The organism is Pandoraea pneumonica (genome assembly GCF_049918595.1).
In the GTDB taxonomy this organism is placed as follows: Bacteria; Pseudomonadota; Gammaproteobacteria; order Burkholderiales; family Burkholderiaceae; genus Pandoraea; species Pandoraea pneumonica_A.
Genome location: NZ_JBNCRZ010000004.1, coordinates 85,074 through 110,161, shown reverse-complemented (window position 1 = coordinate 110,161; position 25,088 = coordinate 85,074). Strand labels below are relative to the sequence as shown.

The 25,088-nt window shown below is 62.4% G+C and carries 22 protein-coding genes; 6 read left to right on the top strand and 16 right to left on the bottom strand.

Translation table 11 applies throughout. The features are described 5' to 3' along the window. Positions 1-39: 39 nt before the first annotated feature. From ACPWR9_RS17045 to ACPWR9_RS16995, 11 genes are all read right to left on the bottom strand, one after another. On the bottom strand, positions 40-1,035 hold the full coding sequence (locus tag ACPWR9_RS17045) for an XdhC family protein (protein ID WP_426299536.1): 996 nt from the start codon (positions 1,033-1,035) through the stop codon (positions 40-42). Then, positions 1,035-3,269: a molybdopterin cofactor-binding domain-containing protein gene (locus ACPWR9_RS17040; RefSeq protein ID WP_426299935.1), complete on the bottom strand. Its 2,235-nt coding sequence runs from the start codon at positions 3,267-3,269 to the stop codon at positions 1,035-1,037. Before ACPWR9_RS17040 ends, ACPWR9_RS17045 begins: the two co-directional genes overlap by 1 nt. 61 nt (positions 3,270-3,330) lie before the next feature. After that, positions 3,331-3,774, bottom strand: a complete 444-nt coding sequence (locus ACPWR9_RS17035) for a (2Fe-2S)-binding protein (protein ID WP_150680989.1) — start codon at positions 3,772-3,774, stop codon at positions 3,331-3,333. Between the two features lie 209 nt (positions 3,775-3,983). After that, positions 3,984-4,925, bottom strand: a complete 942-nt coding sequence (locus tag ACPWR9_RS17030; RefSeq protein WP_426299534.1) for an AraC family transcriptional regulator — start codon at positions 4,923-4,925, stop codon at positions 3,984-3,986. A 181-nt stretch (positions 4,926-5,106) separates the two neighbouring features. Beyond that, positions 5,107-5,730 carry a HutD/Ves family protein gene (locus ACPWR9_RS17025; protein WP_426299532.1) on the bottom strand — a complete coding sequence of 208 codons (624 nt, stop codon included), beginning with the start codon at positions 5,728-5,730 and terminating at the stop codon, positions 5,107-5,109. A gap of 15 nt (positions 5,731-5,745) precedes the next feature. Then, the gene (locus ACPWR9_RS17020) at positions 5,746-7,014 is read right to left on the bottom strand and encodes a glutamate-5-semialdehyde dehydrogenase (RefSeq protein WP_426299530.1); all 1,269 of its coding nucleotides are present in this window, start codon (positions 7,012-7,014) and stop codon (positions 5,746-5,748) included. Between the two features lie 13 nt (positions 7,015-7,027). Further along, the gene (holA, locus tag ACPWR9_RS17015) at positions 7,028-8,095 is read right to left on the bottom strand and encodes a DNA polymerase III subunit delta (protein WP_426299528.1); all 1,068 of its coding nucleotides are present in this window, start codon (positions 8,093-8,095) and stop codon (positions 7,028-7,030) included. A 29-nt stretch (positions 8,096-8,124) separates the two neighbouring features. After that, complete coding sequence (gene lptE / locus ACPWR9_RS17010) at positions 8,125-8,640, bottom strand: LPS assembly lipoprotein LptE (RefSeq protein ID WP_426299526.1); 516 nt, start codon at positions 8,638-8,640, stop codon at positions 8,125-8,127. An 82-nt stretch (positions 8,641-8,722) separates the two neighbouring features. Further along, on the bottom strand, positions 8,723-11,314 hold the full coding sequence (gene leuS / locus ACPWR9_RS17005; RefSeq protein WP_426299524.1) for a leucine--tRNA ligase: 2,592 nt from the start codon (positions 11,312-11,314) through the stop codon (positions 8,723-8,725). A gap of 305 nt (positions 11,315-11,619) precedes the next feature. Beyond that, entirely contained in the window at positions 11,620-12,417 is a 798-nt protein-coding gene (dapB, locus tag ACPWR9_RS17000; RefSeq protein WP_426299933.1) for a 4-hydroxy-tetrahydrodipicolinate reductase, read from the bottom strand. Between the two features lie 28 nt (positions 12,418-12,445). Further along, a complete protein-coding gene (locus ACPWR9_RS16995; RefSeq protein ID WP_426299522.1) occupies positions 12,446-13,159 on the bottom strand; it encodes an outer membrane protein assembly factor BamE in 714 nt (237 codons plus the stop codon). Positions 13,160-13,323: 164 nt separating this feature from the next. Here ACPWR9_RS16995 and fur point away from each other — a divergent pair, with 164 nt between their 5' ends. Beyond that, the gene (gene fur / locus ACPWR9_RS16990) at positions 13,324-13,755 is read left to right on the top strand and encodes a ferric iron uptake transcriptional regulator (RefSeq protein WP_023594193.1); all 432 of its coding nucleotides are present in this window, start codon (positions 13,324-13,326) and stop codon (positions 13,753-13,755) included. Positions 13,756-13,921: 166 nt separating this feature from the next. Beyond that, a complete protein-coding gene (locus tag ACPWR9_RS16985) occupies positions 13,922-14,791 on the top strand; it encodes a hypothetical protein (RefSeq protein WP_426299520.1) in 870 nt (289 codons plus the stop codon). Between the two features lie 108 nt (positions 14,792-14,899). Here the strand turns inward: ACPWR9_RS16985 and gap are convergent, their stop codons facing one another. Both gap and tkt read right to left on the bottom strand, forming a co-directional pair. Continuing rightward, positions 14,900-15,910 (bottom strand): type I glyceraldehyde-3-phosphate dehydrogenase, encoded by a 1,011-nt coding sequence (gene gap, locus ACPWR9_RS16980; protein WP_426299518.1) that lies wholly within the window; start codon positions 15,908-15,910, stop codon positions 14,900-14,902. A 28-nt stretch (positions 15,911-15,938) separates the two neighbouring features. Continuing rightward, a complete protein-coding gene (gene tkt, locus ACPWR9_RS16975) occupies positions 15,939-17,951 on the bottom strand; it encodes a transketolase (protein WP_426299516.1) in 2,013 nt (670 codons plus the stop codon). A 23-nt stretch (positions 17,952-17,974) separates the two neighbouring features. On the opposite strand from tkt, the gene ACPWR9_RS16970 reads away from it, so the two are divergent. The 4 genes from ACPWR9_RS16970 (at position 17,975) to ACPWR9_RS16955 (ending at position 21,263) form a co-directional block, all read left to right on the top strand. Beyond that, a complete protein-coding gene (locus ACPWR9_RS16970) occupies positions 17,975-19,090 on the top strand; it encodes a hypothetical protein (protein ID WP_426299514.1) in 1,116 nt (371 codons plus the stop codon). A gap of 110 nt (positions 19,091-19,200) precedes the next feature. Next, entirely contained in the window at positions 19,201-19,623 is a 423-nt protein-coding gene (locus ACPWR9_RS16965) for a VOC family protein (protein WP_426299512.1), read from the top strand. A gap of 216 nt (positions 19,624-19,839) precedes the next feature. Then, the gene (locus tag ACPWR9_RS16960) at positions 19,840-20,577 is read left to right on the top strand and encodes a 16S rRNA (uracil(1498)-N(3))-methyltransferase (protein ID WP_426299510.1); all 738 of its coding nucleotides are present in this window, start codon (positions 19,840-19,842) and stop codon (positions 20,575-20,577) included. Between the two features lie 47 nt (positions 20,578-20,624). Continuing rightward, positions 20,625-21,263, top strand: coding sequence for a YidB family protein (locus ACPWR9_RS16955; protein ID WP_426299508.1), 639 nt, complete (start codon positions 20,625-20,627; stop codon positions 21,261-21,263). 145 nt (positions 21,264-21,408) lie between these two features. Here ACPWR9_RS16955 and ACPWR9_RS16950 read toward each other — a convergent pair whose 3' ends face one another. The 3 genes from ACPWR9_RS16950 to ACPWR9_RS16940 form a co-directional block, all read right to left on the bottom strand. After that, entirely contained in the window at positions 21,409-21,957 is a 549-nt protein-coding gene (locus ACPWR9_RS16950; RefSeq protein WP_150681004.1) for a barstar family protein, read from the bottom strand. Positions 21,958-21,964: 7 nt separating this feature from the next. Next, positions 21,965-22,360 carry a ribonuclease domain-containing protein gene (locus tag ACPWR9_RS16945; RefSeq protein WP_426299931.1) on the bottom strand — a complete coding sequence of 132 codons (396 nt, stop codon included), beginning with the start codon at positions 22,358-22,360 and terminating at the stop codon, positions 21,965-21,967. Positions 22,361-22,665: 305 nt separating this feature from the next. Next, on the bottom strand, positions 22,666-24,969 hold the full coding sequence (locus tag ACPWR9_RS16940; protein ID WP_426299506.1) for an NADP-dependent malic enzyme: 2,304 nt from the start codon (positions 24,967-24,969) through the stop codon (positions 22,666-22,668). Positions 24,970-25,088: the final 119 nt, after the last annotated feature.

Sequence of the window (25,088 nt, the reverse complement as noted above, 5' to 3'; positions counted from 1 at the left end):
CGTCATTTGCTACGAACGAGTGCTGCGGGGGGATTGAATTCACACGCTCGGGGGAAGCGTGCCAAGCGCGACGCACGTGCCATTACGAAGCGCCGTGATCTCGGCAAGAATGGCCAGCGAAATTTCCGGTGGCGTTCGTGCACCGAGGCGCAAACCGACCGGGCCGCGTAAGCGATCGATCTGCGGGGGCGTCAGATCGAACAAGGCCAGACGCTCGCGGCGCAACGCCTGATTTCTGTGCGACCCGATCGCGCCGACGTAGAAGGCCTCCGACTTGAGCGCTTCGAGCAATGCCATGTCGTCGAGCTTCGGGTCATGAGTAAGCGCCACGATGGCCGTGTTGCCGTCCGGGCGCAGTCGCACGATGAGATCGTCGGGCATCTCGCTCACTCGCGTGACGTGCGGTGTCGTCGTCATGGCATCCGGTGTGTCGTCGGTAAGGTCGTGAATGTCGCGTGGGTCGCAGATCACAACCTGATAACCCAACGGCACAGCCATTGCCGTGAGATGCCGCGTGAGTTGCCCATCGCCGATGACGATGATTCGCCAGCGCGGGCCGAACGGAACACTAAGCCGCTCTGGCGTGTACGAGAAAGCTGCTGGCTGCGCGGCGCGCTGAACGCACGCCTGTCCGGTGCGCAGATCTAACTCACGCGTGCCGAGTTGCCCCGCGTCGATCGCAGCACGCATCGCATCGAGCGCGCTGTGCCGGGTCACGGATTCGAGGATCAGTTCGAGCGTGCCGCCACATGGCAAGCCGAATCGATGCGCTTCGTCGGCCGTGAGGCCATACGTCTGCACATGCGGGCGTACTCCCGGGCGAAAGCCATTCGCCACTTTGGCAAGCAGATCGTCCTCGATGCAACCGCCCGATACCGAGCCAGCCACCCGGCATCGTGCGGTAAGCGCCATCATTGCGCCAACGGGCCGTGGAGCCGAACCCCACGTGCGCGCCACGGTCGCGAGCAACACGTCGTCGCCCTGCGACTGCCAGCGCGAAACCGCATCCAGCACCTCGGCATCGAGGACATCCATTACGCGCTGCCTTTGCTGTGGGCGGCAGCGGCACCGCCGAGTGCACGGGCTTGTGCCACGGTTTGCGGCAGCGGCATCGAGCGGGGCCGTACGCCGGTGGCTCGCTTGATCGCTTGCGCGACGGCGGGTGCCATCGGCGGCAACGACACTTCGCCACATCCCTGCGGCGGACGATCGCTCGGCACGATCACGGTTTCGATCTTCGGCATCTCGACGAGATACAGCAGCGGGTAATCGCCGAAGTTGCTCTGTTCGACGCCACCGTTCGCAAACGTAATTTCGCTCTTAAACGTGTTGGTGAGTGCGAATCCGATGCCGCCCTCGATGTTGGCGCGAATCAGATTCGGATTGATCGCACGCCCGCAATCGACGCCACACACCACGCGCTCGATCTTGAAGCGATCGCCAACGATGCGCATCTCGACGGCCACCGCCACATAGGTGGAGAACGCGGCACCGCGCCCGGTGTAGGTGCAATAGCCGAAGCCACGATAAACGCCGGGCTTGGCATTCGTCTGCCAGCCCGCGGCTTTGACGGTGGTGTCGATCACGGCGCTCGCGAGTGCATCGTGACGGAGCAGTCGCTTGCGATACGCGATCGGGTCGCTACCAGCCGCCTCGGCCATTTCGTCGATGAAGCTCTCGAGGAAGAACACGCTCGACGTCGAACCCACGGAGCGCATGAAGCTCACGGGAATATTGGGCTGCGGCACGTCGACACCTTCGACGCGCAGGTTGGGCACGGCGTAGGCCAAGTCGTACAGCCCGTCGAGCATCGTCTCGTCGTAGCCCGCTTTCTCGTAGTTCTCTTTCTTGATGACGTTGTAGAGCGACTGCCCCGCGACGCGAAGATGCATGGCGCGCGGCAACCCATCGCTGCCGAGCACGGCTTGGAAGCGGCCCGACGCGCACGGCCGATAGAAACCGTGCTGCATGTCGCCTTCTCGCGAGCGAATCACTTTGACGGGACGGCCTACCGCAGCGGATGCCACCGCCGCGTGAATCACGAAGTCAGGTACGTACTTCCGCCCGAAGCTACCGCCGAGGAAGGTGGTGTGTACCGTGACTTTGTCGGGTGGCAATTTGAAGATGCCACCGAGCGCCCAACGCACTTTGTCCTGCCCTTGAATCGGCCCCCACACCTCGATTTCGCCGCGATCCTTGCGCACGTGCACGGTGGCATTCACCGGCTCCATGGTCGCGTGCACGATGTAGGGCGTGTGGTATTCGCCGGTGACGACCTTGCCGCCTGCGGCAATTAACGCAGGTGCGTCGCCGATGTCGGTCGCGATGCCAGGTTTGCCGCTGATCAGCGCAGCACGACGTTCGGCAAGAATGGTGGCGCTGTCGGCAGCGGCCCCGGCCTTCCATTCAACGTCGAGGGCATCGCACGCCTTTTTGGCACGCCAATAATCGTCGGCCACGACGATGACGGCGTCCTTGGCGATGACGACGTCATGCACGCCTTTACGCGTTTTGATCGCTTCGCGATTCTTGACGGCGATGGGCGTGCCGCCGGTGGTCGGTGCCATACGCACGGCACCGATCAGCATGCCCGGCACGTTGACGTCGATGCCGAAGACAGCCGACCCGTCGACTTTGGACGGGGTATCGAGGCGCGGCATCGGTTTGCCGATCAACGCGTGCGCCGCTTCGTTTTTCAGATGCGGGTGCGGATTGAGTGGCACTTTCGCCGCGTCCGCCGCCAACTCGCCATAGCCGATCGAGCGGCCCGATTGCGGGTGAATCACGCGGCCTTCTCGGGTGATGCAATTGGTCGTGCGCACACCGAGCCGCTGCGCCGCCACGCTGACAAGCGCTTCGCGCGCCTGCGCGCCCGCCACGCGCAGGCGCTCGTAGAAGAGCGTCACGCTCATCGAGGCACCCACGAACTGCTGTAACGCCTCATTGGCCGCGGCCGTACGGTACGCATCGCGCGCGGTCACGAACTCGACGCGCACCCGCCGCCAGTCGGCGTCCAGCTCGTCGGCAAGCACTTGCGGCAAACCGGTGTACACGCCCTGTCCGACCTCGCATTGCGACAAACCCAACACGGTGGTGCCGTCGGCGTCGATACGAATCCAGTCGTTGATTTCAATGAGACGACCCGTAGCGCCTTCACTCGCTGCGCGCGCCTGCGGGCTGGTCAGCCACGAGGCCGAGAGGGGAATCACCAGACTGCCGGTAGCAATCGCCATGCCCTTGAGCCAATGACGACGTGACGGCGACGCCATCCCGCCTTGCGTTTCGTGCGTTTCGTGCATCTCACGAGCGCGCGACGCGGCGTGCTCAACCTCAGCGTTTTGCAGCGGCATGGATCGCCTCCCGAATGCGGTGATACGTGGCGCAACGGCACAGATTGGTCATGGCCTCGTCGATCTGCGCGTCCGTCGGATGCGGGTGCTTATCGAGCAACGCGGCAGCGGCCATCACCATGCCGGACTGGCAGTAGCCGCATTGCGGCACGTCGTTGGCAATCCATGCCTGCTGGATGGGATGCGAGCGCGTGGGCGACAGCGCTTCGATGGTCGTGATGCGCTTGCCCGCGACGGCAGAGACCGGCAGCACGCAGGTGCGCGTGGCGACACCCTCGAGATGCACCGTGCATGCGCCGCAGGCGCCGATACCGCATCCGTATTTGGTGCCCGTAAGCCCCGCGGCATCGCGGATAACCCACAGTAGCGGCGTGTCGTCTTCTCCCTCGAAAACGAACGGTCGCCCGTTGAGCTGGAATTCCATTGACTCTCCCGTTGTGACTGACTCACTCGCAGCAACGCGTTATCGCGCGTTGTCAGATGACGAGTGAATTCTCACTACGAGAAAATTGCCGAACAACGGCCAGCCGACCCGAAAAGGTCGCCGTTCGTCCAGAGCGGGGAAAACCCCTGTGGGACGCCGTGTGCGTGCGCATGTGCGTGCGAGTGCGCGCGACGGCCTGTGTGACGCGGCTAGTTGCCTAGCTCGCAACTGCGCAGATACTCGCGTGGCGGGAGGCCGTAACAGCGGCGGAAGGCTCTCGTGAAGGCCTTTTCCGACGCGTATCCGACGGCGTCGGCGACGTCCGAGATTCTTGCGCCAGCGCCCGCCAAACGCTCCGCCGCCAGATACATCCGATGCGTCGTCAGGTACGACATCGGCGACTCTCCCACCAACTCGCGGAAGCGTAGACAGAACTTCGAGCGCGACATGCCCGCGATGCTCGCCAAGTCCGCCACCGTCCACGCGCGTGCCGGTGCCTCGTGCATCGACGCGATGGCGCGGCCCATCTGCGGGTCGGTCATGCCTCGCATCCAGTGCGTACTCATGCCCCCGCTCGATGCGAGATAGGCACGCAATATCTGCACAAACAACACGTCGGCCAATCGTGCCACCGCCACCCGCCACCCCGGCCCACGCTGCATCGATTCTTCGATGAAAGCCGCCAGCGTCGTGGTCAGTAACGCGGGCACCGCGGGGTCACCCGCGCGGATGTGAATCAGCGGCGGCAGCGATGCCAATAGCGGGTTTCTCACCCGCTCCCGGAACATCACCACGCCGGTGTACAACTCGCTGACCTCACCGTTGCCGCCGGCACGAAACGCCAAGGGCGTGTCGAGCCTCGGCTCGATCCCCTGCGCCGACATCATTTGCTCGAACACGACGGGCGTCTCGTCCAACGACGAACACATCACGTGCTCGTGCCCGTGGGGGAGCAGCACGCAGTCGCCCGGCTCGATCCGCACTGGCGCCATGCCCGCCACCAGCAGGTAGAACGGTGCGCCCAGTGCCGTACGGAACGGCACCCCCTCCAACGCTGGCTTTCGCAACGACCACGGCGCGCCAAACGTGAAGCGGCCCGTGACAACGGCGTCCGCCCGCACATCGCTCAAGACGTCACTCAACGGATCCATGGCGCAGGACCTCGCAAGGACAGAGAGAATGATTGTTTCATAGGTGGAACTTTGATTTATAGGCGGACAAATCAAAGTATGCCGTTTCGCTCGCCGGAAAAGTATCCGGATCGGCCTAGGGGAAGTACGGGGGGAGGACGGCGGGGGACGGGCTGGCAAACCGCCAGCCCAAGGGAAGCGATTAACGCGGCGTCAGGCAGGTGAGGAAGACGTCGCTCGACGGTCCATCGGCGCGGAGTTGGCAGGCCGCGTCTGCGGTGTCACGGATATCGTCGAGACGCAGCGCGTGGCCGGACGGCACTTTCACCGCCTCGCCAGTGGCGAGCGTCGCGGTAACGGCGCCCTCGGCGCAGTAGAGGAACGCGACGCTGTTGGCTTGCGTCGGCAGCGCCCACGTCACGCCGTCGCTCGTCAGGCGGTGCTGCACCAACGTGTGCTGCCACTCGGTGCGGCGCGTCATGACATTGAAGTCGTCGATGGGCACGCCGTCGACGTCGAGCGCCGGGGTGCTGCTCACGGCAAGCTCGCCACCGAACGCGTAGGCTGGCGTTTGCGTCGTGAGCGTCACGTCGTCGCGGCCCTCTACGTTCAATGTGAGCGATCCGCCGCGCACGATCGCCAGCGAACGGTCGATGCCCGCGAACACCGAGAAAGGCCCCGGCACGGCCACCGTTGCGGTGCTGATGCGCCAATCAAAACCGTCTTCGCCCGGTCGGCGCGCCACGGCCAGTTCGGTCGTCACGCCCAAGCCGTTCTTCCACGGCATTTTCAGAAAATCGGCCGGGCCGAGTACCTGCACTTTCATTCGTCGATCACTCGCTTACTGACGCACTTCGCCATGACCGAACACGACGTACTTGAGACTCGTCAGTCCTTCCAGCCCCACCGGACCACGGGCGTGCAACTTGTCGTTCGAGATGCCGATTTCCGCGCCCAGTCCGAATTCGAAGCCATCGGCGAATCGCGTGCTCGCGTTAATCATCACGCTGGCCGAATCCACTTCGCGCAGAAACTGCATTGCCGCGCTGTAGTCCTCGGTCACGATCGCGTCGGTGTGATGCGAACCGAAGCGGTTGATGTGTTCGATGGCAGGCGCCATGCCGTCGACGATCTTGATCGCCAGCACGGGCGCCAGATACTCGGTCGACCAATCTTCCTCGGTGGCTGCCACAACGCCGGTGATGCCCGCTTGCGTGAGCGCCGCCACGGTCCGTTCGCAGCCGCGCAGCTCGACCTGCTTGTTCTGGAACATGCGCGCGATGGCGGGCAGTTGATCCACGGCGGCTTGATCGACGAGCAGCGTCTCCATCGTGTTGCAGGTGCCATAACGATGCGTCTTGGCGTTCTCGCAGATGGCCAACGCTTTGACGGGATCGGCAAGACGATCGACATACACGTGGCAAATGCCATCGAGATGCTTGATCATCGGCACGCGCGCATCCTGCATCAATCGGGCGATGAGGCTCTTGCCGCCACGCGGCACGATCACGTCGACATACTCGGTCATGGTGATCAACTCGCCCACCGCTGCCCGGTCGGGCGTGCTCACCACCTGCACCGCGTCGCCCGGCAAACCGGTGGCGGCGAGTGCTTCGGCAATGAGTGTCGCCAGCGCGGTATTGCTTTCGATAGCTTCGGAGCCACCACGCAGAATCGTCGCGTTGCCCGACTTCAGGCACAGCGCGGCCGCATCGATGGTCACGTTCGGACGCGACTCGTAGATGATGCCGATCACGCCCAAAGGCACGCGCATCTGGCCCACCTGAATGCCGCTCGGTTGCACGCGTACGTTGCTGATCTCGCCAATCGGGTCCGACAGACCGGCGATCTGACGCAGGCCTTCGATCATCGTGCGCAGCGCCTTATCGGAGAGCGTCAGACGGTCGATGAAAGCGGCGTCCTGCCCATTGGCACGGGCGCGCTCAAGATCTCGCCGGTTCACTTCCTGCAATTTCGTACCGTCGCGCTCGATGGCGTCGGCAATGGCCAGCAAGGCGCGGTTCTTCGCAGCGGTGTCGGCACGTGCCATGGCGCGGGACGCCGCACGGGCACGTTGGCCCAGCGACTGCATGTAGGCTTTGATATCCATTTCGTTGCTTTGGTCAGTTCGGTCGATTCGATCGGGGCGGTCGGGGCGGTCGCTCGCCCACGAGCAACAAGCCGAGTTGCAACATGCCGTCCCACGGGTCGCCCGGCAACCCGTCGGCGCGCAAACCTTTGACCTGACGGTCCAGGCGTGCGGCCAGTTGGAGCGCTTGCGCGAGCATGGTCGGCGTGGCGCGATTGGCGGCCTGCTCCATCAAACGCTCGCGAGGGCCCCACACACGGTATTCGCGCAACAGCATCGCGAGCGGCTTGCCCGCAGCCATGCCACGCGTGATCTTGGCCAGCGTGCGGACTTCTTCCGTGAGCGCCCAGAGTACGAGCGGGGCCGCTTCGCCCTCGCCGCGCAAGCCGTCGAGCATGCGCACGAGACGCGGTGCATCGCCCGCCAGCACCGCCTCGCTCAGCTTGAAAACGTCGTAACGGGCGACGTTCAGCACGGCGTCCTGCACCTGCTCGAATTCGAGCGTGCCTGCGGGGTACAACAAGCCGAGTTTCTGAATTTCCTGATGCGCCGCGAGCAAGTTGCCCTCGACCCGGTCAGCGATGAATTGCAGCACCCGGCGCCCGGCCTCTCCTGCCGCCACGCGTTGTCCTTGTGCCGCCAGACGCTGTGCGATCCAGTCGGGCAAGCGCGCACGATCCACGGTATCGATCTTCACGGTCACGCCCGCACGATCGAGCGCGGTGAACCAGTCGGATTTGGAGGCCGCAGCATCGAGACGCGGCAGCGTGATGATGGTGAGCACGTCGCCGCTGGCGGCTTCGGCATGCACCTTGAGTGCTGCGCCGCCCTCTTTGCCAGGCTTGCCGCCGGGAATTCGCAACTCGATCAGTTTGCGATCGCCGAACAGCGACATCGACTGCCCCGCGTTGGCCAACGCCCCCCAATCGAAACTGCGCTCGACCGACAACACATCACGCTCGGTAAAGCCGCCGGCGCGTGCTGCCGTTCGCACACGATCCACCGCTTCTTGCACCAGCAGACTCTCGTCGCCGTAGATCACGTAGATCGGCGAGAGGGTCTTGGCAAGATTCGCGTCAAGCGCGTCGGGGCGCAGTTGCATGGCCTATGGGTTCGGTGCGCTGAATTGGCTTAGTGATCCGCCGTCGGCGTCGGCATGGCCTTCACCGCTTCCATGCGGCGAATGATCTGGTCGACGGCGTCTTTCTCCATGTCGCGATTGAGCAGCGCCGCCTCAGTATCGCGAGCAGACGCTTCACTGTCGCTATACGGCAAATTACGCGACAGGCGAATCGTACTCTGCGGGATGATCGCTGTTCCGTCCGGGGTGACAAGCTGGAATACAAACGTGCTACGCATCTCGTACTCACGCGCCTGCCCCGAAGAATCCAGACTCACTGCCGTTCGCGATGACGTTTGCCCCAAGAGCTCCAGACGTGCGTCGGCATCTTTGGGCGCATCCACGACAACGGTGTCCTTGCTGCCATAGCGGATATAACGCTTGATATCGGTGGCCATCTGGCCACCGCCGGAGATGTACAGCCGCCTGAAGGCGTACTCGCTCGCACCGCGAAGTTGGAAACCGCACGCCGACAAGGTCAGCGCGCAGCTCAGCAGCGCGATCCAGCCGAAAATCCTGCGCGTCATGCCCGCGCTGCGTTGCCCGGATGTCATTTGCACGTGATGTGCCCTCTTCTCACCAAATCATGGATCGGCAGTCGATGCCGGCTCAGACCACCACGTTCACGAGACGTCCCGGCACGATGATGACCTTCTTGACCGGCTTGCCTTCGCCGAACTTGATCGTCATCTCATGCGCCAGTGCTGCCTGTTCGATGGTTTCGCGCGAAGCGTCCTTGGCCACGAGAATCGCGCCGCGGACTTTCCCCGCCACCTGCAACACCAGTTCGATCTCGTCTTGCACCAACGCCGCTTCGTCCACTTCCGGCCACGAGGCGTCGAGCAGGTCGCCCGACTGCGCTGCATAACCCAGGGCGTCCCACAGGCCGTGCGTCACGTGCGGCACCACCGGGTAAAGCACGCGCAGCAAGATGCCGTAGCACTCGCGCACAGCGCCCGCGCCCGCAGCGCCCTTGTCGTTCTCGATGGCGTTGAGCATCTTCATCGCCGCCGACACCACCGTGTTGTACTGCACACGCTGGTAGTCGTAGTTGGCCTGCTTGAGCACGCCATGCACCTCGCGGCGCAATGCTTGCGCTGCGGCATTGGAGGTCTCGATGGCAGCATCCGCCTGACTCAGCATCGCGGCTTGCGACTGGCCGAAGCCCCACAGACGACGCAGGAAACGGCTAGCACCTTCGACACCGGCCCCCGACCACTCAAGCTGTTGTTCCGGGTGTGCCGCGAACATCACGAACAGACGTGCCGTGTCGGCACCGTACTGGTCGATGAGCGATTGCGGGTCGACACCGTTATTCTTCGACTTCGACATCTTTTCGATGCCGCCGAGGATCACATCACCGCCGTCGGCCTTCGACGTTGCACCCAGCGGACGGCCCTTGTCGTCGAACTGCACCTGCACGTCGAGCGGGTTGAACCACGTCTTCTTGCCGGCGTCGTCTTCGCGATAGAACGTCTCGTTGAGCACCATGCCTTGCGTGAGCAGGTTTTGCGCCGGTTCCTTGAAGGTCACCAGCCCCAGATCGCGCATGACCTTGGTCCAGAAACGCGAATACAACAAGTGCAGAATCGCGTGCTCGATGCCGCCGATGTACTGATCCATCGGCATCCAGTAGTCGGTACGGGCGTCGACCATGGTCTCGGCGTCCGGGCAGGCGTAGCGCATGAAGTACCACGACGAGTCGACGAACGTGTCCATCGTGTCGGTCTCGCGACGCGCCGGCTTGCCGCACTTCGGGCAATCGCATTTGAGGAACGCTTCGGACTTGGCCAGCGGGTTACCCGTGCCGTCCGGCACGAGGTCTTCCGGCAACACCACCGGCAGATCTTTCTCCGGCACCGGCACCGCGCCACACGTGTCGCAGTGGATGATCGGGATCGGCGTGCCCCAGTAACGCTGGCGCGAAATACCCCAGTCGCGCAGACGGAACGTCACCTGCTTGTCACCGACTTCCTGTGCCTTGAGGTCGGTGGCGATCGCGTCGATGGCCGCAGCAAAGTCCAGGCCGTCGTACTTGCCGCTATTGATCAGCGTGCCCGACTTTTCGCCGTACCAGGCTTGCCAGGCGTCGGTCGAGTACGTCTCACCTGCGACTGCGACCACTTGCTTGATCGGCAGACCGTACTTGCGCGCGAACGCGAAGTCGCGCTCGTCGTGCGCGGGCACGCCCATCACGGCGCCTTCGCCATAGCCCATCAGCACATAATTGCCGATCCACACTTCGACCTTGTCGCCGGTAATCGGATGCGTGACGAAGAAGCCCGTCGGCATGCCCTTCTTTTCCATCGTGGCGATATCGGCCTCGGCCACGCCGCCTTGCTTGCACTCGGCAATGAAGGCTTGCAGGTCGGGACGCTCGGCAGCCAGGCGCGTGGCGAGCGGATGCTCGGCGGCAATCGCGCAGAAGGTCACGCCCATGATCGTGTCGGCACGCGTGGTGAACACGCGCAGCAGCTTGCGCTCGCCATCGAGTTCGTACGGGAACCCGAAGTTCACGCCAAAGCTCTTGCCGATCCAGTTCTGCTGCATCACCTTCACGCGCTCGGGCCAGCCGAGGTCGTCCAGATCGCCGAGCAACTCATCGGCGTAGTCGGTGATGCGCATGTAGTACATCGGAATTTCGCGCTTTTCGACGAGCGCGCCCGAACGCCAGCCGCGGCCGTCGATCACTTGCTCGTTGGCGAGCACGGTCTGATCGACCGGGTCCCAGTTCACCGTCCCCGTCTTCAGGTACACGACGCCCTTCTCGAGCATCTTGAGGAAGAGCCACTGATTCCAGCGGTAGTACTCCGGCGAGCAGGTGGCGACTTCGCGCGACCAGTCGATCGCCAGCCCCATCGCCTGCATCTGCTTCTTCATGTACGCGATGTTGTCGTACGTCCACTTCGCGGGCGGCACGTTGTTGGCCATTGCCGCGTTTTCCGCCGGCATGCCGAAGGCATCCCACCCCATCGGCATGAGCACGTTGTAACCGCGCATGCGCATCTGACGGTACATCACGTCATTGATGGTGTAGTTGCGCACGTGGCCCATATGCAGCTTGCCCGACGGATACGGCAGCATCGAGACGCAATAGAATTTCTGCTTGTCCGCGCGCTCGGTGGTCTTGTAGGCATCGATGGCCTGCCAGTGCGACTGGGCGGCGGCTTCGACGTCGGCGGGAACGTATTTTTCTTGCATGATGGGTCGGCGGATAGGATTCGGCTCGGCTTTGCCCTGCCGGTGTGCGGCCAAGGGCGCAGCACACGGTAACGTGGGGCAGATCCGGGGAAAACGATGATTATAACGCCGCCGGGTGCGGATTCGGCGCGATGGCGGCGGGCGTCGCAACCTTCAGATCGAAGGGCTGCCAGCGGGGTTCACAACTTCGCCCCATCAGGTGCTGGCAATGCGTCAATGCGTACCGGCGAGACCGCCGGAAAGCGAAAGGGCAGGGATCACGACGCCCATCACAAGCACGTCGAACTCCCCGCCCCGGCAGGCGCTTAGCGTAGGCCTAGCACGTCCTGCATGTCGAACAGACCCGTCTGGCGCTCGACGAGAAAACGCGCGGCGCGCAACGAGCCCTGTGCGTACGACAGACGGCTCGACGACTTGTGCGTGATTTCGATACGCTCGCCGATGCCGGCAAACAGCACCGTGTGATCGCCCACGATATCGCCACCACGCACGGTCGCGAAACCGATCGTCGACGGATCGCGCTCGCCGGTCACGCCTTCGCGACCATAGACGGCACATTCCTTGAGATCGCGCCCAAGCGCCTCGGCCACCACTTCACCCATACGCAAGGCGGTACCCGACGGGGCATCGACCTTGTGACGGTGGTGCGCTTCGATGATTTCGATGTCGTAGCCGGTATTCAGAATCTTCGCCGCGATTTCGAGCAGCTTGAATGTTGCGTTCACGCCGACGCTCATGTTCGGCGCAAAAACGACAGCTACCTGCTTGGCACCTTCAGCCAAACGCGCTTTCTCGTCTTCCGAGAACCCGGTCGTGCCGATGATCATCTTCACGCCGTGCTTCTGGGCAGCCGCCAAATGCAGCAGCGTGGCTTCCGGACGCGTGAAATCGATCAGGAAGTCGGCATTGGCCAGGGCAGCGTCGAAATCGGCGGTGATGTTCACACCGGTCTCGCGGCCGAGGAAAGCACCGGCGTCATGACCGAGTGCCGGGCTGCCTTCGCGATCGAGCGCGCCCACGAGCTGCGCATCGTCGGCAGCCAGCACGGTTTCAATCAGCATCCGGCCCATACGGCCGGACGCACCGGCAATCGCAATCTTCATCATGGTGAGTCTTTGGGTTTCTGTGCGCTTACTGGGGTGCCGTGAACAAGCCACCGCCGGAGGTCACACGCGGCGAAGGCACCAGGCCCGTACCGGTGGCCGTACCGGCGCCCAGGCTGCTGGTGCCGCCAGTGGAGAGCCCGGCGCTGGCGCTGGCGCTGGAGGTGGTGGTCGTTGCGCCACTGGTCGTCGCGGCGTCGGTAGACACCGTGGCAACGTCGTTCGCTGCCGGTGCGGCAGCAGCCGTCGGCGCTGCTGCGGCGGCATCAGGCGACGGCGCTGCGGCTTCTGCCGCGGCCGCACTCGCGGTCGACGGGGCCGGCGCCTCGGTCTTCACAGTCTTGCCCTTCTGACCGTCGATTTCCTGCACCAATTGATATTCGGTCGGCAGGTTCTCGCCACCTTCCCAACGGGCCAGCGTATCGCTCTCGAAATACAGCTTCAGATGGCGCTCTTGCACCACCGACGCGTTGCCGCGTTTGAAATAGAAGACGTAGTCCCAGCGATTGGCGTGGAAGATATCGGTGAGCAGCGGCGTGCCGAGCAGTTGGCGCACTTGGTCGCGCGTCATGCCGGGCTTGAGCTGGTCGTAGGCTTCCTTCGAGACGAAGTTGCCTTGCACGATATTGATTCGATACGGCGTCACGACGCCGATCACCTTGTCGGTCACGCTGTCGTACGTGGAACAGCCGGCCAGTGCCAGCAATGCTGCGGCAGCATACAGGGAGAGATAACGACGCAAATCTGACTCGCTTTCAAAAAAATCGAACTTGACTCCGGCACGCCGGGCGCGCCGCCACATCGCCCCCGTTGACGGCTAAACCGTCCCGTTTGCGCCGGTTTGCGCCGGGCAAGGCAAAAAGGCATTATTATTGGGGCTGTATTGTACTCTAGGGACGTAGAGCGATGCCGAATCCCGCCGATCTGAAAAATATCGGACTGAAAGCCACGCTTCCGCGCCTCAAAATTCTGGAAATCTTCCAGAACAGCGAGGTGCGCCATTTGACCGCCGAAGACGTCTATCGTCATCTTCTCGGCGAAAACCTCGACATCGGTCTGGCGACGGTCTACCGCGTGTTGACGCAATTCGAACAAGCCGGACTATTGTCGCGCAGTAACTTCGAGTCCGGCAAGGCCGTATTCGAACTCAACGAAGGCCATCACCACGATCACTTGGTGTGCCTGGATTGTGGTCGCGTCGAGGAATTTTTCGACGCAGAAATCGAACGCCGCCAGAAATTGATCGCCAAAGAACGCGGCTTCGCACTTCAAGAACATTCCCTCGCCATGTACGGGAGCTGCACGAAGGATCCGTGCCCGCACCGGCAGAAGAATTAATTTCACTTCCTTTCCATTTCGTTGCCATCCCGGAGGCCAGGTCCGGGAGATGTCCTCAAAGTCGGTAATTTGGAACATATAGAGCGTTCACCCCATCAAATGGTGAACCCTTCTCGTGCAAGGCATGCGGCCATCCCGGCCACGTCTCGACGTTCGATTCCATCCGATGAATAACGATAAAACGCTCAACGAAACGACATCTGAAGAGCCGGCCGACATTTCACTCTCAGACGTACTGAACTTCTTGCGAGCCAATGCTACTTGGATCGCGGGCCTCGCCATCTTGGGCGGCGCCATTGGCGTCGGCAGCACGTATCTCCTGCAAAAACAATGGGAAGGCAAGCTAACCCTGCAGGTGGGCCGCGCCGCTGGCTCCCCAGCGAGTGGCCCCGATGGCCCGCTCATCGAATCGGTACAGCAGACGGTGGGGCGAGTTGGCCTAAACACCTTCCGTGACGATGTCGCCGGCAATGTGCTCCCTGAACTCAAGGGAAATCAAGAAGCACTCCACGCCGCCGTGGTCTGGAAGTCAATCAAGGCGCGTGCAATTCAAGGCACCTCGTACATTGAAATCACCGCGCGGGGCACCTCCGAGCAACAGGCGGCGAAAGCGCTCGACGATGCTGCACAACTAATTATGAGTGAGCATGCCTCGATTCTGGAGAAGGCACGCGATTTGCCGAAACAGCAGTTGAGTGTCATCGACGCAGCCATCGAAGCAAACACCAAAGCCCAGGCCGACCTCAGCTCAGCATTGGCGCACTCCAAATCGACGGACTCTGTGATGGCACTCAGCGCCTTGCAGAGCAGCCGCACAGAACGAGCGGCGTTAAACGACAGTCGATACCGGGTTTCGCAGATGTTGGCGCCCGACCAGTCCTATAACACCCGCGTTGTCAGCGCCACACAGGTTGACGATCACCCGGTATTCCCGCGCAAGTCGTATTTCGGTGGCGCCGGCATCGTAATCGGCGGCATCCTCGGCGTCCTTATCGGACTAATCCGCATGATCTCCTTGGGCCGTCGACCCGGCTGACGCTGGTCACGGCGACCGATGACTTCTAGGCCGATTCGTCTACGCCATAAACGAAAAAACCGCTGCCTCTCGACAGCGGTTTTTTTACTTCACTACCAACGCAGCAGCTTACTTAGCCGACATCAGCGCGACGGTCGTGTCGAGCATGCGGTTCGAGAAGCCCCACTCGTTGTCGTACCACGACGTCACCTTCACCAGGCGACCCGAAACCTTGGTCAGCGAGCCGTCGAAGTTCGACGATGCCGGGTTGTGGTTGAAGTCGACCGACACCAGCGGTGCCGTCGTGTACGTGGCGATCGCCTTCAGCGGACCTTCAGCGGCTTCCTTCAGGATCGCGTTGACTTCGTCGACGGTCGTGTCGCGCTTGGCGATGAACGACAGGTCGACGATCGACACGTTGATCGTCGGGACGCGAATCGCGAAACCGTCCAGCTTGCCATTCAGTTCCGGCAGCACCAGACCAACGGCCGAAGCGGCGCCGGTCTTGGTCGGGATCATGCTCATCGTGGCCGAACGGGCGCGACGCAGGTCTTCGTGATAGACGTCGGTCAACACCTGGTCGTTGGTGTAGGCGTGCACGGTGGTCATCAGGCCCGTTTCCAGACCGATCTTTTCATGCAACGGCTTGACCAGCGGTGCCAGGCAGTTGGTCGTGCACGAAGCGTTCGAGATGACCGTGTCGGTCGACTTGAGCACGCCTTCGTTCACGCCGAACACGACGGTAGCGTCCACATCCTTGCCGCCCGGGGCCGAGATGATGACCTTCTTTGCGCCGCCCTTCAGGTGCGCACCGGCCTTTTCCTTCGTGGTGAAGAAGCCCGTGCACTCGAGCACGACGTCCACGTTCAACTCGCCCCACGGCAGTTCTGCCGGGTTGCGGTTGGCCAGCACGCGAATCTTGTCGCCGTTGACGATCATGTAATCGCCATCGACCGTCACCGTGCCCGGGAACTTGCCGTGCGCCGTGTCGTACTGCGTCAGGTGAGCATTGGTCTGTGCATTGCCCAGATCGTTGATAGCGACGATTTCGATATCGTGCTTCTTACCACCTTCGTAATGGGCACGCAGTACGTTGCGGCCGATACGGCCATAGCCGTTAATAGCGACGCGAATGGTCATGGGGGTTTCTCCGTAAGGTCTAACGAAATCAGCCAAGCACGGACTTGACCGTCGCGACCACGTGGTCGACGGTGAAGCCGAAGTGTTTGAACAGCACGCCGGCCGGGGCCGACTCGCCAAAGGTGTCAATGCCGACCACGCCGCCTTCCAGGCCGACGTACTTGTGCCAGAACGCCGTCACACCGGCTTCCACGGCCACACGCGGCACGCCGCGCGGCAGCACGCTTTCGCGGTACGCCTTGTCCTGACGGTCGAACACGTTGGTCGACGGCATCGACACAACGCGCACCGCAATGCCCTCGGCTGCCAGTGCTTCGGCGCCCTTGAGGGCCAGATCCATTTCCGAGCCGGTCGCGATCAGCACGATCTGCGGATTCGCCACATCGCGCAACACGTAGCCGCCGCGACGGATATTGGCGATCTGCGCGTCGTCGCGCGACACGAACGGCAAGTTCTGACGGCTGAGCACCAGGCTCGACGGGCCATCGTGACGCTCGACGGCAGCCACCCAAGCGCTTGCCGTTTCGGTCGTATCGCACGGACGCCACACGTCCATTTGCGGAATCAAACGCAGGCTCGAGACATGCTCGATCGACTGGTGCGTCGGGCCGTCTTCGCCCAGACCGATCGAGTCGTGCGTGAACACGAAGATCGAGCGCAGCTTCATGAGCGCGGCCATGCGCAGCGCATTACGGCTGTAGTCGGAGAACGTCAGGAACGTGCCGCCGAACGGAATGTGACCACCATGCAGCGCCAGGCCGTTCATGATGGCGCTCATGCCGAACTCGCGCACGCCGTAGTTGATGTGGTTGCCGTACTGCACGCCGTCGGCGTTCGCACGCACCGGCTTGCTGGCCTTCCAATTAGTCAGGTTCGAGCCAGTCAAGTCGGCCGAGCCGCCCAGGAATTCCGGCAGCACCGCAGCAAGCCCTTCGATCGCCAGTTGCGACGCTTTGCGCGTTGCCACTGTCTCGGCCTTTTCATTGGTCTTGGCGATCAGCGCGGCAGCGGCCGACTTGAAGTCGCCCGGCAACTCGCCCTTCATGCGGCGCTCGAACTCGGCGGCTTCGGCCGGGAACTGGCCACGATAAGCGGCAAAACGCTCGTTCCATGCAGCTTCGGCCTGTTGACCTGCGGCCTTGGCATCCCACGCGGCATAGACTTCGGCCGGCACTTCGAACGGCGGCAGGGTCCAGCCCAGCGCAGCGCGCGTCGCGGCGATTTCGTCGGCGCCCAGCGGAGCGCCGTGCACATCGTGGCCGCCCTGCTTGTTCGGGGCGCCCTTGCCGATCAGCGTCTTGCAGCAGATCAGCGTCGGACGATCCGACGTCTTAGCTTGCGCGATGGCGGCGTCGACAGCGTCGACGTTGTGACCGTCCACGTCGCGAATCACATTCCAGCCATAGGCTTCGAAACGCTTCGGCGTATCGTCGGCGAACCAGTATTCGACGTCGCCGTCGATCGAGATGCCGTTGTCGTCGTACAGCGCGATCAGCTTGTTCAGACGCAGCGTACCGGCCAGCGAACACGCTTCATGCGAGATGCCTTCCATCAGGCAACCGTCGCCGAGGAACGCATACGTGTAGTGATCGACGATATCGGCGCCCGGACGGTTGAATTCCTTGGCGAGCAGCGCTTCGGCCAACGCGAAACCGACAGCGTTCGTGATGCCCTGACCCAGCGGGCCGGTCGTCGTCTCGACACCCGGGGTGATACCCACTTCGGGGTGACCTGGCGTCTTGCTGTGCAGTTGGCGGAAATGCTTGAGTTCTTCGATCGGCAGATCGTAGCCGGTCAGATGCAGCAACGAGTAGATGAGCATCGAGCCGTGGCCGTTCGACAGCACGAAGCGGTCGCGATCGAACCAATGCGGATTGACCGGGTTGTGCTTGAGGTGACGCCCCCAAAGCGCGACCGCGATATCGGCCATGCCCATAGGTGCGCCAGGGTGACCGGAGTTGGCCTGTTGAACCGCGTCCATGGAGAGGACACGAATGGCGGAGGCCATCAGGGCAGCCGTTGCAGTAGAGGAGTTCGTCATGGTGACCAGCCGGAATAGCGGGCGTGCCCCGTTGCCGCGAGCTGCCGCGCGAAATCAAATGCAGGAGAAAGATCGCGATTTTATCAGATACGGCACCTTCCCGGGTCGCTTGCCGCGAACTTCCCCAAATGGCGAGAACGTGGAATGATGCCAAAAAGTGGCGCAATCGCCGCAATTTAGAGGAAGTTGTCACAACAATGCCTGTCATACGCGACGTCACCCCAGACGATTCCGAATCCGCACAGTCGTCTTTCTCCGCCCCGCTCGGGCCTTCGGCGACCTACGCCTTCGCCGGACGCTCGGTGGTACAGGTAACTTCGCCCTATCAGCACATTGAAATCGTCGATCTGCCCGCCTTTGGCCCGCTTGGCCGCGCCTATCGGCTCGATGGCCGGTTCATGGCCAGTCTCGCAGACGCGCATATCTGCCACGAATGCATGGTCCACCCCCTGCTGCTCGCGCACGGGGACGTCAAGCGGGTGCTCGTGATCGGGGGAGGCGATGGCGGCTCGGCACGTGAAGCGTTACGCCACGCCGGCGTAACCGAGGTCGTTGTCGCCGAACTCGACGCCCAAGTGCCGACGACCGTCCTGCAACATATGTCGTTACTTGCGGACGGGGCCTTCGACGACCCGCGCACGACACTCGTCATCGGCGATGCACGCGATTTCGTCGAGGCCGCCCGGATCCATGGCGAACAATTCGACGCCGTGGTCTTCGACCTCACCGAAGCCGATGGCATTGCGGGCCCACTGCATGACGCTGCATTTTTTGCACAGGTTCGCGCCATTCTGACGCCGCGCGGGGGCATCGCCGTGCAACTCGGCGCGCCTTGGTTTGCGCCAGCGCAGGTGCGGCGCATGCTCGACGCGCTGCGCTCGGTCTTCACGCATGTGCAGCCAATGACGGCTTATGTGCCGCTCTATGGTTCGCTCTGGGCGCTGGCCATCGCGAGCGACACGCTCGATGTGCGTGCGGCGGATCCGAGCACATTGCAGGCCGCCGCGCGCGCGGCGTCGCCCGATGCCTTGCGCGGATTGCGACACTACGCCGTGTCGCGCCACGCAGCGCTATTCGACCTTGCCCCGGATCTGATTGAAATCCTGAATAATTCCGACACCGCCCCTGAGACGAGATGACGCGTCCCGGGTGAACATCACACACGTTCCTTGTATATTGGATGCTCGTCACGAATGTCGGCCCTGCGGCGTAAGCGCCCGATTGCCGACAGCAATCACGGAGGCATGTCATGTCTGATCCCCGCCCGTCCCACGTGCCATGGTTGACGCCCTATTTGACCGTGCGCGACGCCAAGGCGGCCGCTGCGTTCTACGAGCAGGCGTTCGGCTTTACCGTGCACAACACGGTGGACGACGATGGTGCCGTGATGCACGTAGAAATGTTCTATCAGGGTCAGTTGATCTTGATGTTCGCCCCGGAAGGCGGTTTCGGCAGCACCGCGCGCTCACCGCGCACATCGGGCGTGGAAGCACCGCAAAGCTTTTACGTCTTCACGGAAGATGTCGACGCACTGTATGCACGCGCGACCGCCGCAGGCGCCAAGGGATTGATGCCGCCCGAAGACCAGTTCTGGGGCGACCGCTTCTGCCAACTCGAAGACATCGACGGTTATCGCTGGGGGTTTGCGCGTCCAGTCGCATCGCGAGGATAAGCGGCGCCGGCGAGCGATGCGATTGTTAGGGCCGTCGAATGACGCCAATGCAGTCCGCTGGTCGCCAGCGTATCGCGAATGACGCCCTCCCCGCGCCCGCCCTTCCCCCATGCGGTATGCTTGCGCCCCTAACCGCTCATCTGGCCGAGCCCACGCCGAAAGCGTCGACAAAGTGTCGTTCGCCGACAGAACTGATCCTGCCCCATCCCGATTCGTATGCCCCGCTTCTTCGTTGACGCGCCATTGCACAGCGGCGCCCTGCTCGATCTTCCCGACGCCGTCGTGCGTCATGTTCAGGTATTGCGCCTTAAAGCGGGCGATCCGCTCACGCTATTCAACGGGACTGGTGGCGAATATCCGGCCGAGTTGACGAGTCTGGAAAAGCGGCACGCCACTGTGCAATTGGGCGCGCATGATACCCGGGAGGCTGAAACGCCCTATCGGGTCACGCTCGCGCAAGGCATTGCCGGCGGCGACAAGATGGACTGGCTGATCGAGAAGGCCATCGAGTTGGGCGTCACCGACATTCAGCCGCTCGCCACCGAGCGCTCGGTCATTCGACTCGATGGCGAGCGGGCCGCCAAACGGGTTGCCCACTGGCAAGCACTGGCCCAAGCGGCGTGCGAACAGTGCGGACGAAACCGCGTGCCGCAAATCCTGCCGATCCGGCCCATTTCGGCGTGGTTACGTGACCCGAACACGGTTACGAGTTACGCATGGCGTGTGCTATTGTCACCTAGAGGGGACAGCGGCTTTGATTCGTTATTGCCGCAAGCACCGGCACAGCCTGGCGTGCTGCTCTTCGGCCCGGAAGGCGGGCTCACACCTCAGGAAGACACCCTCGCGCGCGACGCCGGTTTCGAGGCCATTCGCCTCGGAGAACGGATCCTTCGCACGGAAACGGCGGGCATTGCAGTCCTTGCGGCACTTGCCGCACGCTGGGGGGGTTGGTAAGGCATCGTGATTGGCAACGGCCTAGCAGGCCTTAAGGAGAAATCGTCATGGGTATTCTCGATTCCATTCTCGGCGGTGCGGCCGGCAACCCCGCAGGCGGCAATAGCGGCGGTGGCAATACGCGCATGCTGCTGTTGATGGGCCTGCTGGCGATGATCGCCAGTCGCACGGGCAAATCGGACGGACAGGAAGGCGGTGGCGGTCTGCTGGGCTCACTCGGTGGCGCGCTGGGTGGCATGCTGGGCGGCGGCGCCGCAGCCGGCGGTGCGGCAGGTGGACTTGGCGGTTTGCTCGGTGGCCTGCTCGGCGGTGGGCAAGCGCCCCAGCCCGGCGGTGCCGGTGCACCGGCCACCTCGCCGACCGACCTGATCGGCGCACTCGGTGGTCTTGGCGGCCTGACGCAAGTGCTGGAGAGCGGTGGACTCGGCGACGCGGTGCGCTCGTGGGTCGGCACCGGTGGCAATCAACCGGTGTCTCCCGATCAAGTCGCGCAAGCCCTCGGCCCGGGCGGCCAGCTTCAGCAGTTGGCCAACACGGCGGGCGTGAGCCAGGATGAAGCGGCACAGCAGTTGTCGTCGATTCTGCCGGAAGTCATCAATCACCTCACGCCGAACGGCGACGTCCCGCAGGGGCAGTTCGATCTGGCCGGTCTCGCGCAGAAGTTTCTGGCCGGGCACACGTCCTGAACGACGCATCGAATCGGCGCCCGATGTTCCGGCATCGGGCCCAAAAACAAGAAAAGGTCCGCGATTGCGGACCTTTTTCTTTGCTACCTGACGTGAGACTTAGCGGCAAACGCCGAGAAATTCACGCCAAATCACGGCACGATGCTTACGCGAACGAGTAGAACACGCGGAAGCTCACGCGCCGTTCACCCCAGAATTCAGCGGCGTCGCGGAATACATCGAGCAGCGTTTCGCGGGCATCTTTGTCGAACTTCGTCGCCACCGGCAGCCCTTCGAGTACCACCACAAACCCCGGTTGCGCCCCGCTGCGGCTGACGAGATCGGTCAGGCAGTCGTGCAAGGCGTCGAAATTCTTGCCGAAATGCTTCGGGAACAGGAATGATGTAGCGATCGTTTCGAGCACTTCGGCCTTGCTCTGCGCCTGTGCACAGTTGGCATAAAGGAAGTGCTGCCCCAGTCGCTCAGCCTCGTCAGCCAGCTCCGGCACACGGAAGGCGCGGATCGACTGCACGATATTCGGCCTGACGGTCTTGAAAAGACTCATATCTCCCTCTTCCGATAAGGTATGGCGGCGGCCAGCCCGCGCAACAGCATGCAGGCCCAGCACCTGCTTGAACAAGTTGCCATCGCCCGCACCGAATGGATCTGCCATAAGATCTTTCCCGCGTTCCTGTGCGAAAACCGGCTCACTCATACTGCTGTCATTCCCTTATGCGTCTAAAGCTGTTGTAGTGATCTTGGGTGTAGTAACAAGGATCGACTGCACGTTGATCACCGCCACAGATGATGCGCCTGGCACCTCTATTGCGGGCACCGGGAGTCGGCACCGTGTATTCATGGTAATAGCCGCGCGGCATTTTGGGCAGGCGCTTTTCGTAGTTCCCGAACACAATGCCATCTTTGGCATAAGGGAACGGCCCGCCCTGGGCAATCAGCGACAGCGTGCGCTGCGCTTCGCGGGGCAACTCGGTAGCGGATACCGCTGCCGTTTGATCCGTGACATATGGCGCGGTTTCGCGCGCCACGGTATTGCCCCCCAGAAAAACACTCCCAGCCGCCGTCAGCGCCACGATGCTCCGGTGAAGCCAACGTGCCATTGTCATAGCTAGGTTGTCGGCCTGCGCGGTTTTGCGCTGCGGGCCCGTTCTGGTGGGTGAAGCCGTAAGGGTATCGCTATTACTCCCCAGAATCAATGTCGGCTTACATTTCGCAACTAATTCAGTCAACAAATTCATGAAAACAAAGAGTTTTTCACGAAAGTAAGCGCACACATTTCAATATACGATACGGGAAAAGCGTCGTCAAAATGACAAAACGCCGCCCGGGCAGGTGCGGCGTTTTGTCGTTAACGTGAGCCGAACGGCGGCGAACCGCCAATCGGCCCCAACCCATCAGCGCAGGGTTAGCGCGTTTCTTGTTGCGCCGCCGCATCGGCGACGACAAGGGCGACCATATTGATGATGCGTCGCACCGTGGCCGATTCCGTGAGGATATGTACCGGCTTGGCGGCACCCAGCAAAATCGGACCAATCGCCACGTTGTTACCGGCGGCCGTCTTGAGCAGGTTGTAGGCAATGTTGGCCGCATCGATATTCGGCATGACCAACAGGTTGGCCGCACCGGTCAACGTCGATTCCGGCATGATGCGTGCACGCAATTCCGGGTCGAGCGCGCAATCGCCGTGCATTTCGCCGTCAACTTCAAGTTCCGGCGCACGCTCTTGCAGAATCGCCAGCGTTTCGCGCATCTTGCGTGCGCAACTCGCATCGCTCGTCCCGAAGTTCGAGTGCGAGAGCAACGCCACCTTCGGTTGAATGCCGAAGCGGCGAATTTCTTCAGCGGCCATCAATGTGATTTCCGCCAACTCTTCCGCGCTCGGATCCTGGTTGATGTGCGTATCGACCAAGAAGATCTGACGATTCGGCAGAATCAACGCATTCATCGCGCCATAAACATGTCCACCTTCGCGCTTGCCGATCACACGATCGATGAAGTGCAGGTGACGGCCCGGCGTCGACACCGTGCCGCAGATCAAGCCATCGGCCTCACCCTTGCGCACCAGCATGGCCGCGATCAGCGTGGTACGGCGGCGCATTTCCACGCGGGCGTACGATGCCGTCACCCCCTTGCGGTTGGTCAACTGGTGATAGGTCTCCCAGTAGTCGCGGTAGCGCTCGTCGTGCTCGGGGTTCACAACCGTGAAGTCGACGCCGGCGGTCAGACGCAGGCCGTACTGTTGAATACGATGTTCGATCACGGCCGGGCGACCGACCAGAATTGGCGTGGCAACGCGCTCATCGACGAGAATCTGTACCGCGCGCAGCACTCGCTCTTCTTCCCCTTCGGCAAACGCAATGCGCTTCTTGTCGGCAGGCACGCTGCGTGCGACCGAGAAGAGCGGCTTCATCAGGCCACCGCTGTGATACACGAACTGCTGCAACGACTGCGAGTACGCATCGACATCGGCGAGCGGACGTGTCGCGACGCCGGCGGCCATCGCGGCTTCGGCCACGGCGGTCGCAACCTTCACCAGCAGACGCGGATCGAAAGGCTTCGGAATCAGGTACTCGGGACCAAACGACAGGTTCTTGATGCCGTAGGCCGATGCGACGATATCGCTCTGCTCCTGACGCGCCAGTTCCGCGAGTGCATTCACGGCGGCGATCTCCATCGAGCGCGTAATCGTCGTCGCGCCCACGTCGAGTGCGCCGCGGAAGATGAACGGGAAGCACAGCACGTTGTTGACCTGATTCGGATAGTCGGTGCGGCCCGTGGCCATCACGCAATCCGGACGCACTTCCTTCGCGAGTTCCGGCGTAATTTCCGGATTCGGGTTAGCGAGCGCGAAAATCAGCGGCTTGTCGGCCATCGTCTTGACCATTTCCGGCTTGAGCACACCCGCAGCCGACAACCCGAGGAACACGTCGGCGCCGCCGATCACGTCAGCCAGGCCGCGCGCGTCGGTTTTCTGCGCGAAGCGAATCTTCTCCGGGTCCATCAATTCGGTGCGGCCCTCGTACACCACGCCGGCCAAGTCCGTCACCCAGATGTTCTCGATCGGCAGGCCCATGTCGACGATCAGGTCGAGACACGCGAGTGCGGCAGCGCCTGCGCCCGACGTCACCACCTTCACCGACTTCAGATCCTTGCCAACCACCTTCAATCCGTTAATGAGCGCCGCCGCGACCACAATGGCCGTGCCGTGCTGATCGTCGTGGAAGACGGGAATCTTCATGCGCTCGCGCAGCTTGCGCTCGACGATAAAGCACTCGGGTGCCTTGATATCTTCGAGGTTGATGGCGCCAAACGTCGGCTCGAGTGCAGCGATGATGTCGACGAGCTTCTCGGGGTCCTTCTCGTCGATTTCGATATCGAACACGTCGATATTGGCGAACTTCTTGAACAGCACGCCCTTGCCTTCCATCACCGGCTTGGACGCGAGCGGGCCGATATCGCCAAGACCGAGCACGGCCGTGCCGTTCGAGATCACGCCGACGAGATTGCCCCGCGCCGTGTAACGCGAAGCGTTGAGCGGGTCGATGACGATTTCCTCACACGCGGCGGCAACGCCCGGCGAGTACGCTAGCGCGAGATCGCGTTGGTTCAGCAACTGCTTGGTCGGCGCGATGGCGATTTTGCCGGGGGTGGGGAATTCGTGATACTCGAGCGCAGCTTCGCGCAGTTTCGGATCGATCGGCGTGGGCATGAGGGAAAGCTCTTAACGGACAAAATGGCTCAAATTTTCTATGCGAAGTGTAACCCCATTTATTCACGCCATTTATGCAAAAAGCGGATAAGGGCTGCACCTTTTTCCCGATGATCGTC

Excerpts from the sequence above, each read along its gene's own strand:
- ACPWR9_RS17045 (WP_426299536.1), bottom strand. The coding sequence starts at position 1,035 with ATGGATGTCCTCGATGCCGAGGTGCTGGATGCGGTTTCGCGCTGGCAG.
- ACPWR9_RS17040 (WP_426299935.1), bottom strand. The coding sequence starts at position 3,269 with ATGGCGTCGCCGTCACGTCGTCATTGGCTCAAGGGCATGGCGATTGCT.
- ACPWR9_RS17035 (WP_150680989.1), bottom strand. The coding sequence starts at position 3,774 with ATGGAATTCCAGCTCAACGGGCGACCGTTCGTTTTCGAGGGAGAAGAC.
- ACPWR9_RS17030 (WP_426299534.1), bottom strand. The coding sequence starts at position 4,925 with ATGGATCCGTTGAGTGACGTCTTGAGCGATGTGCGGGCGGACGCCGTT.
- ACPWR9_RS17025 (WP_426299532.1), bottom strand. The coding sequence starts at position 5,730 with ATGAAAGTGCAGGTACTCGGCCCGGCCGATTTTCTGAAAATGCCGTGG.
- ACPWR9_RS17020 (WP_426299530.1), bottom strand. The coding sequence starts at position 7,014 with ATGGATATCAAAGCCTACATGCAGTCGCTGGGCCAACGTGCCCGTGCG.
- holA (WP_426299528.1), bottom strand. The coding sequence starts at position 8,095 with ATGCAACTGCGCCCCGACGCGCTTGACGCGAATCTTGCCAAGACCCTC.
- lptE (WP_426299526.1), bottom strand. The coding sequence starts at position 8,640 with ATGACGCGCAGGATTTTCGGCTGGATCGCGCTGCTGAGCTGCGCGCTG.
- leuS (WP_426299524.1), bottom strand. The coding sequence starts at position 11,314 with ATGCAAGAAAAATACGTTCCCGCCGACGTCGAAGCCGCCGCCCAGTCG.
- dapB (WP_426299933.1), bottom strand. The coding sequence starts at position 12,417 with ATGAAGATTGCGATTGCCGGTGCGTCCGGCCGTATGGGCCGGATGCTG.
- fur (WP_023594193.1), top strand. The coding sequence starts at position 13,324 with ATGCCGAATCCCGCCGATCTGAAAAATATCGGACTGAAAGCCACGCTT.
- ACPWR9_RS16985 (WP_426299520.1), top strand. The coding sequence starts at position 13,922 with ATGAATAACGATAAAACGCTCAACGAAACGACATCTGAAGAGCCGGCC.
- gap (WP_426299518.1), bottom strand. The coding sequence starts at position 15,910 with ATGACCATTCGCGTCGCTATTAACGGCTATGGCCGTATCGGCCGCAAC.
- tkt (WP_426299516.1), bottom strand. The coding sequence starts at position 17,951 with ATGACGAACTCCTCTACTGCAACGGCTGCCCTGATGGCCTCCGCCATT.
- ACPWR9_RS16965 (WP_426299512.1), top strand. The coding sequence starts at position 19,201 with ATGTCTGATCCCCGCCCGTCCCACGTGCCATGGTTGACGCCCTATTTG.
- ACPWR9_RS16960 (WP_426299510.1), top strand. The coding sequence starts at position 19,840 with ATGCCCCGCTTCTTCGTTGACGCGCCATTGCACAGCGGCGCCCTGCTC.
- ACPWR9_RS16955 (WP_426299508.1), top strand. The coding sequence starts at position 20,625 with ATGGGTATTCTCGATTCCATTCTCGGCGGTGCGGCCGGCAACCCCGCA.
- ACPWR9_RS16950 (WP_150681004.1), bottom strand. The coding sequence starts at position 21,957 with ATGAGTGAGCCGGTTTTCGCACAGGAACGCGGGAAAGATCTTATGGCA.
- ACPWR9_RS16945 (WP_426299931.1), bottom strand. The coding sequence starts at position 22,360 with ATGGCACGTTGGCTTCACCGGAGCATCGTGGCGCTGACGGCGGCTGGG.
- ACPWR9_RS16940 (WP_426299506.1), bottom strand. The coding sequence starts at position 24,969 with ATGCCCACGCCGATCGATCCGAAACTGCGCGAAGCTGCGCTCGAGTAT.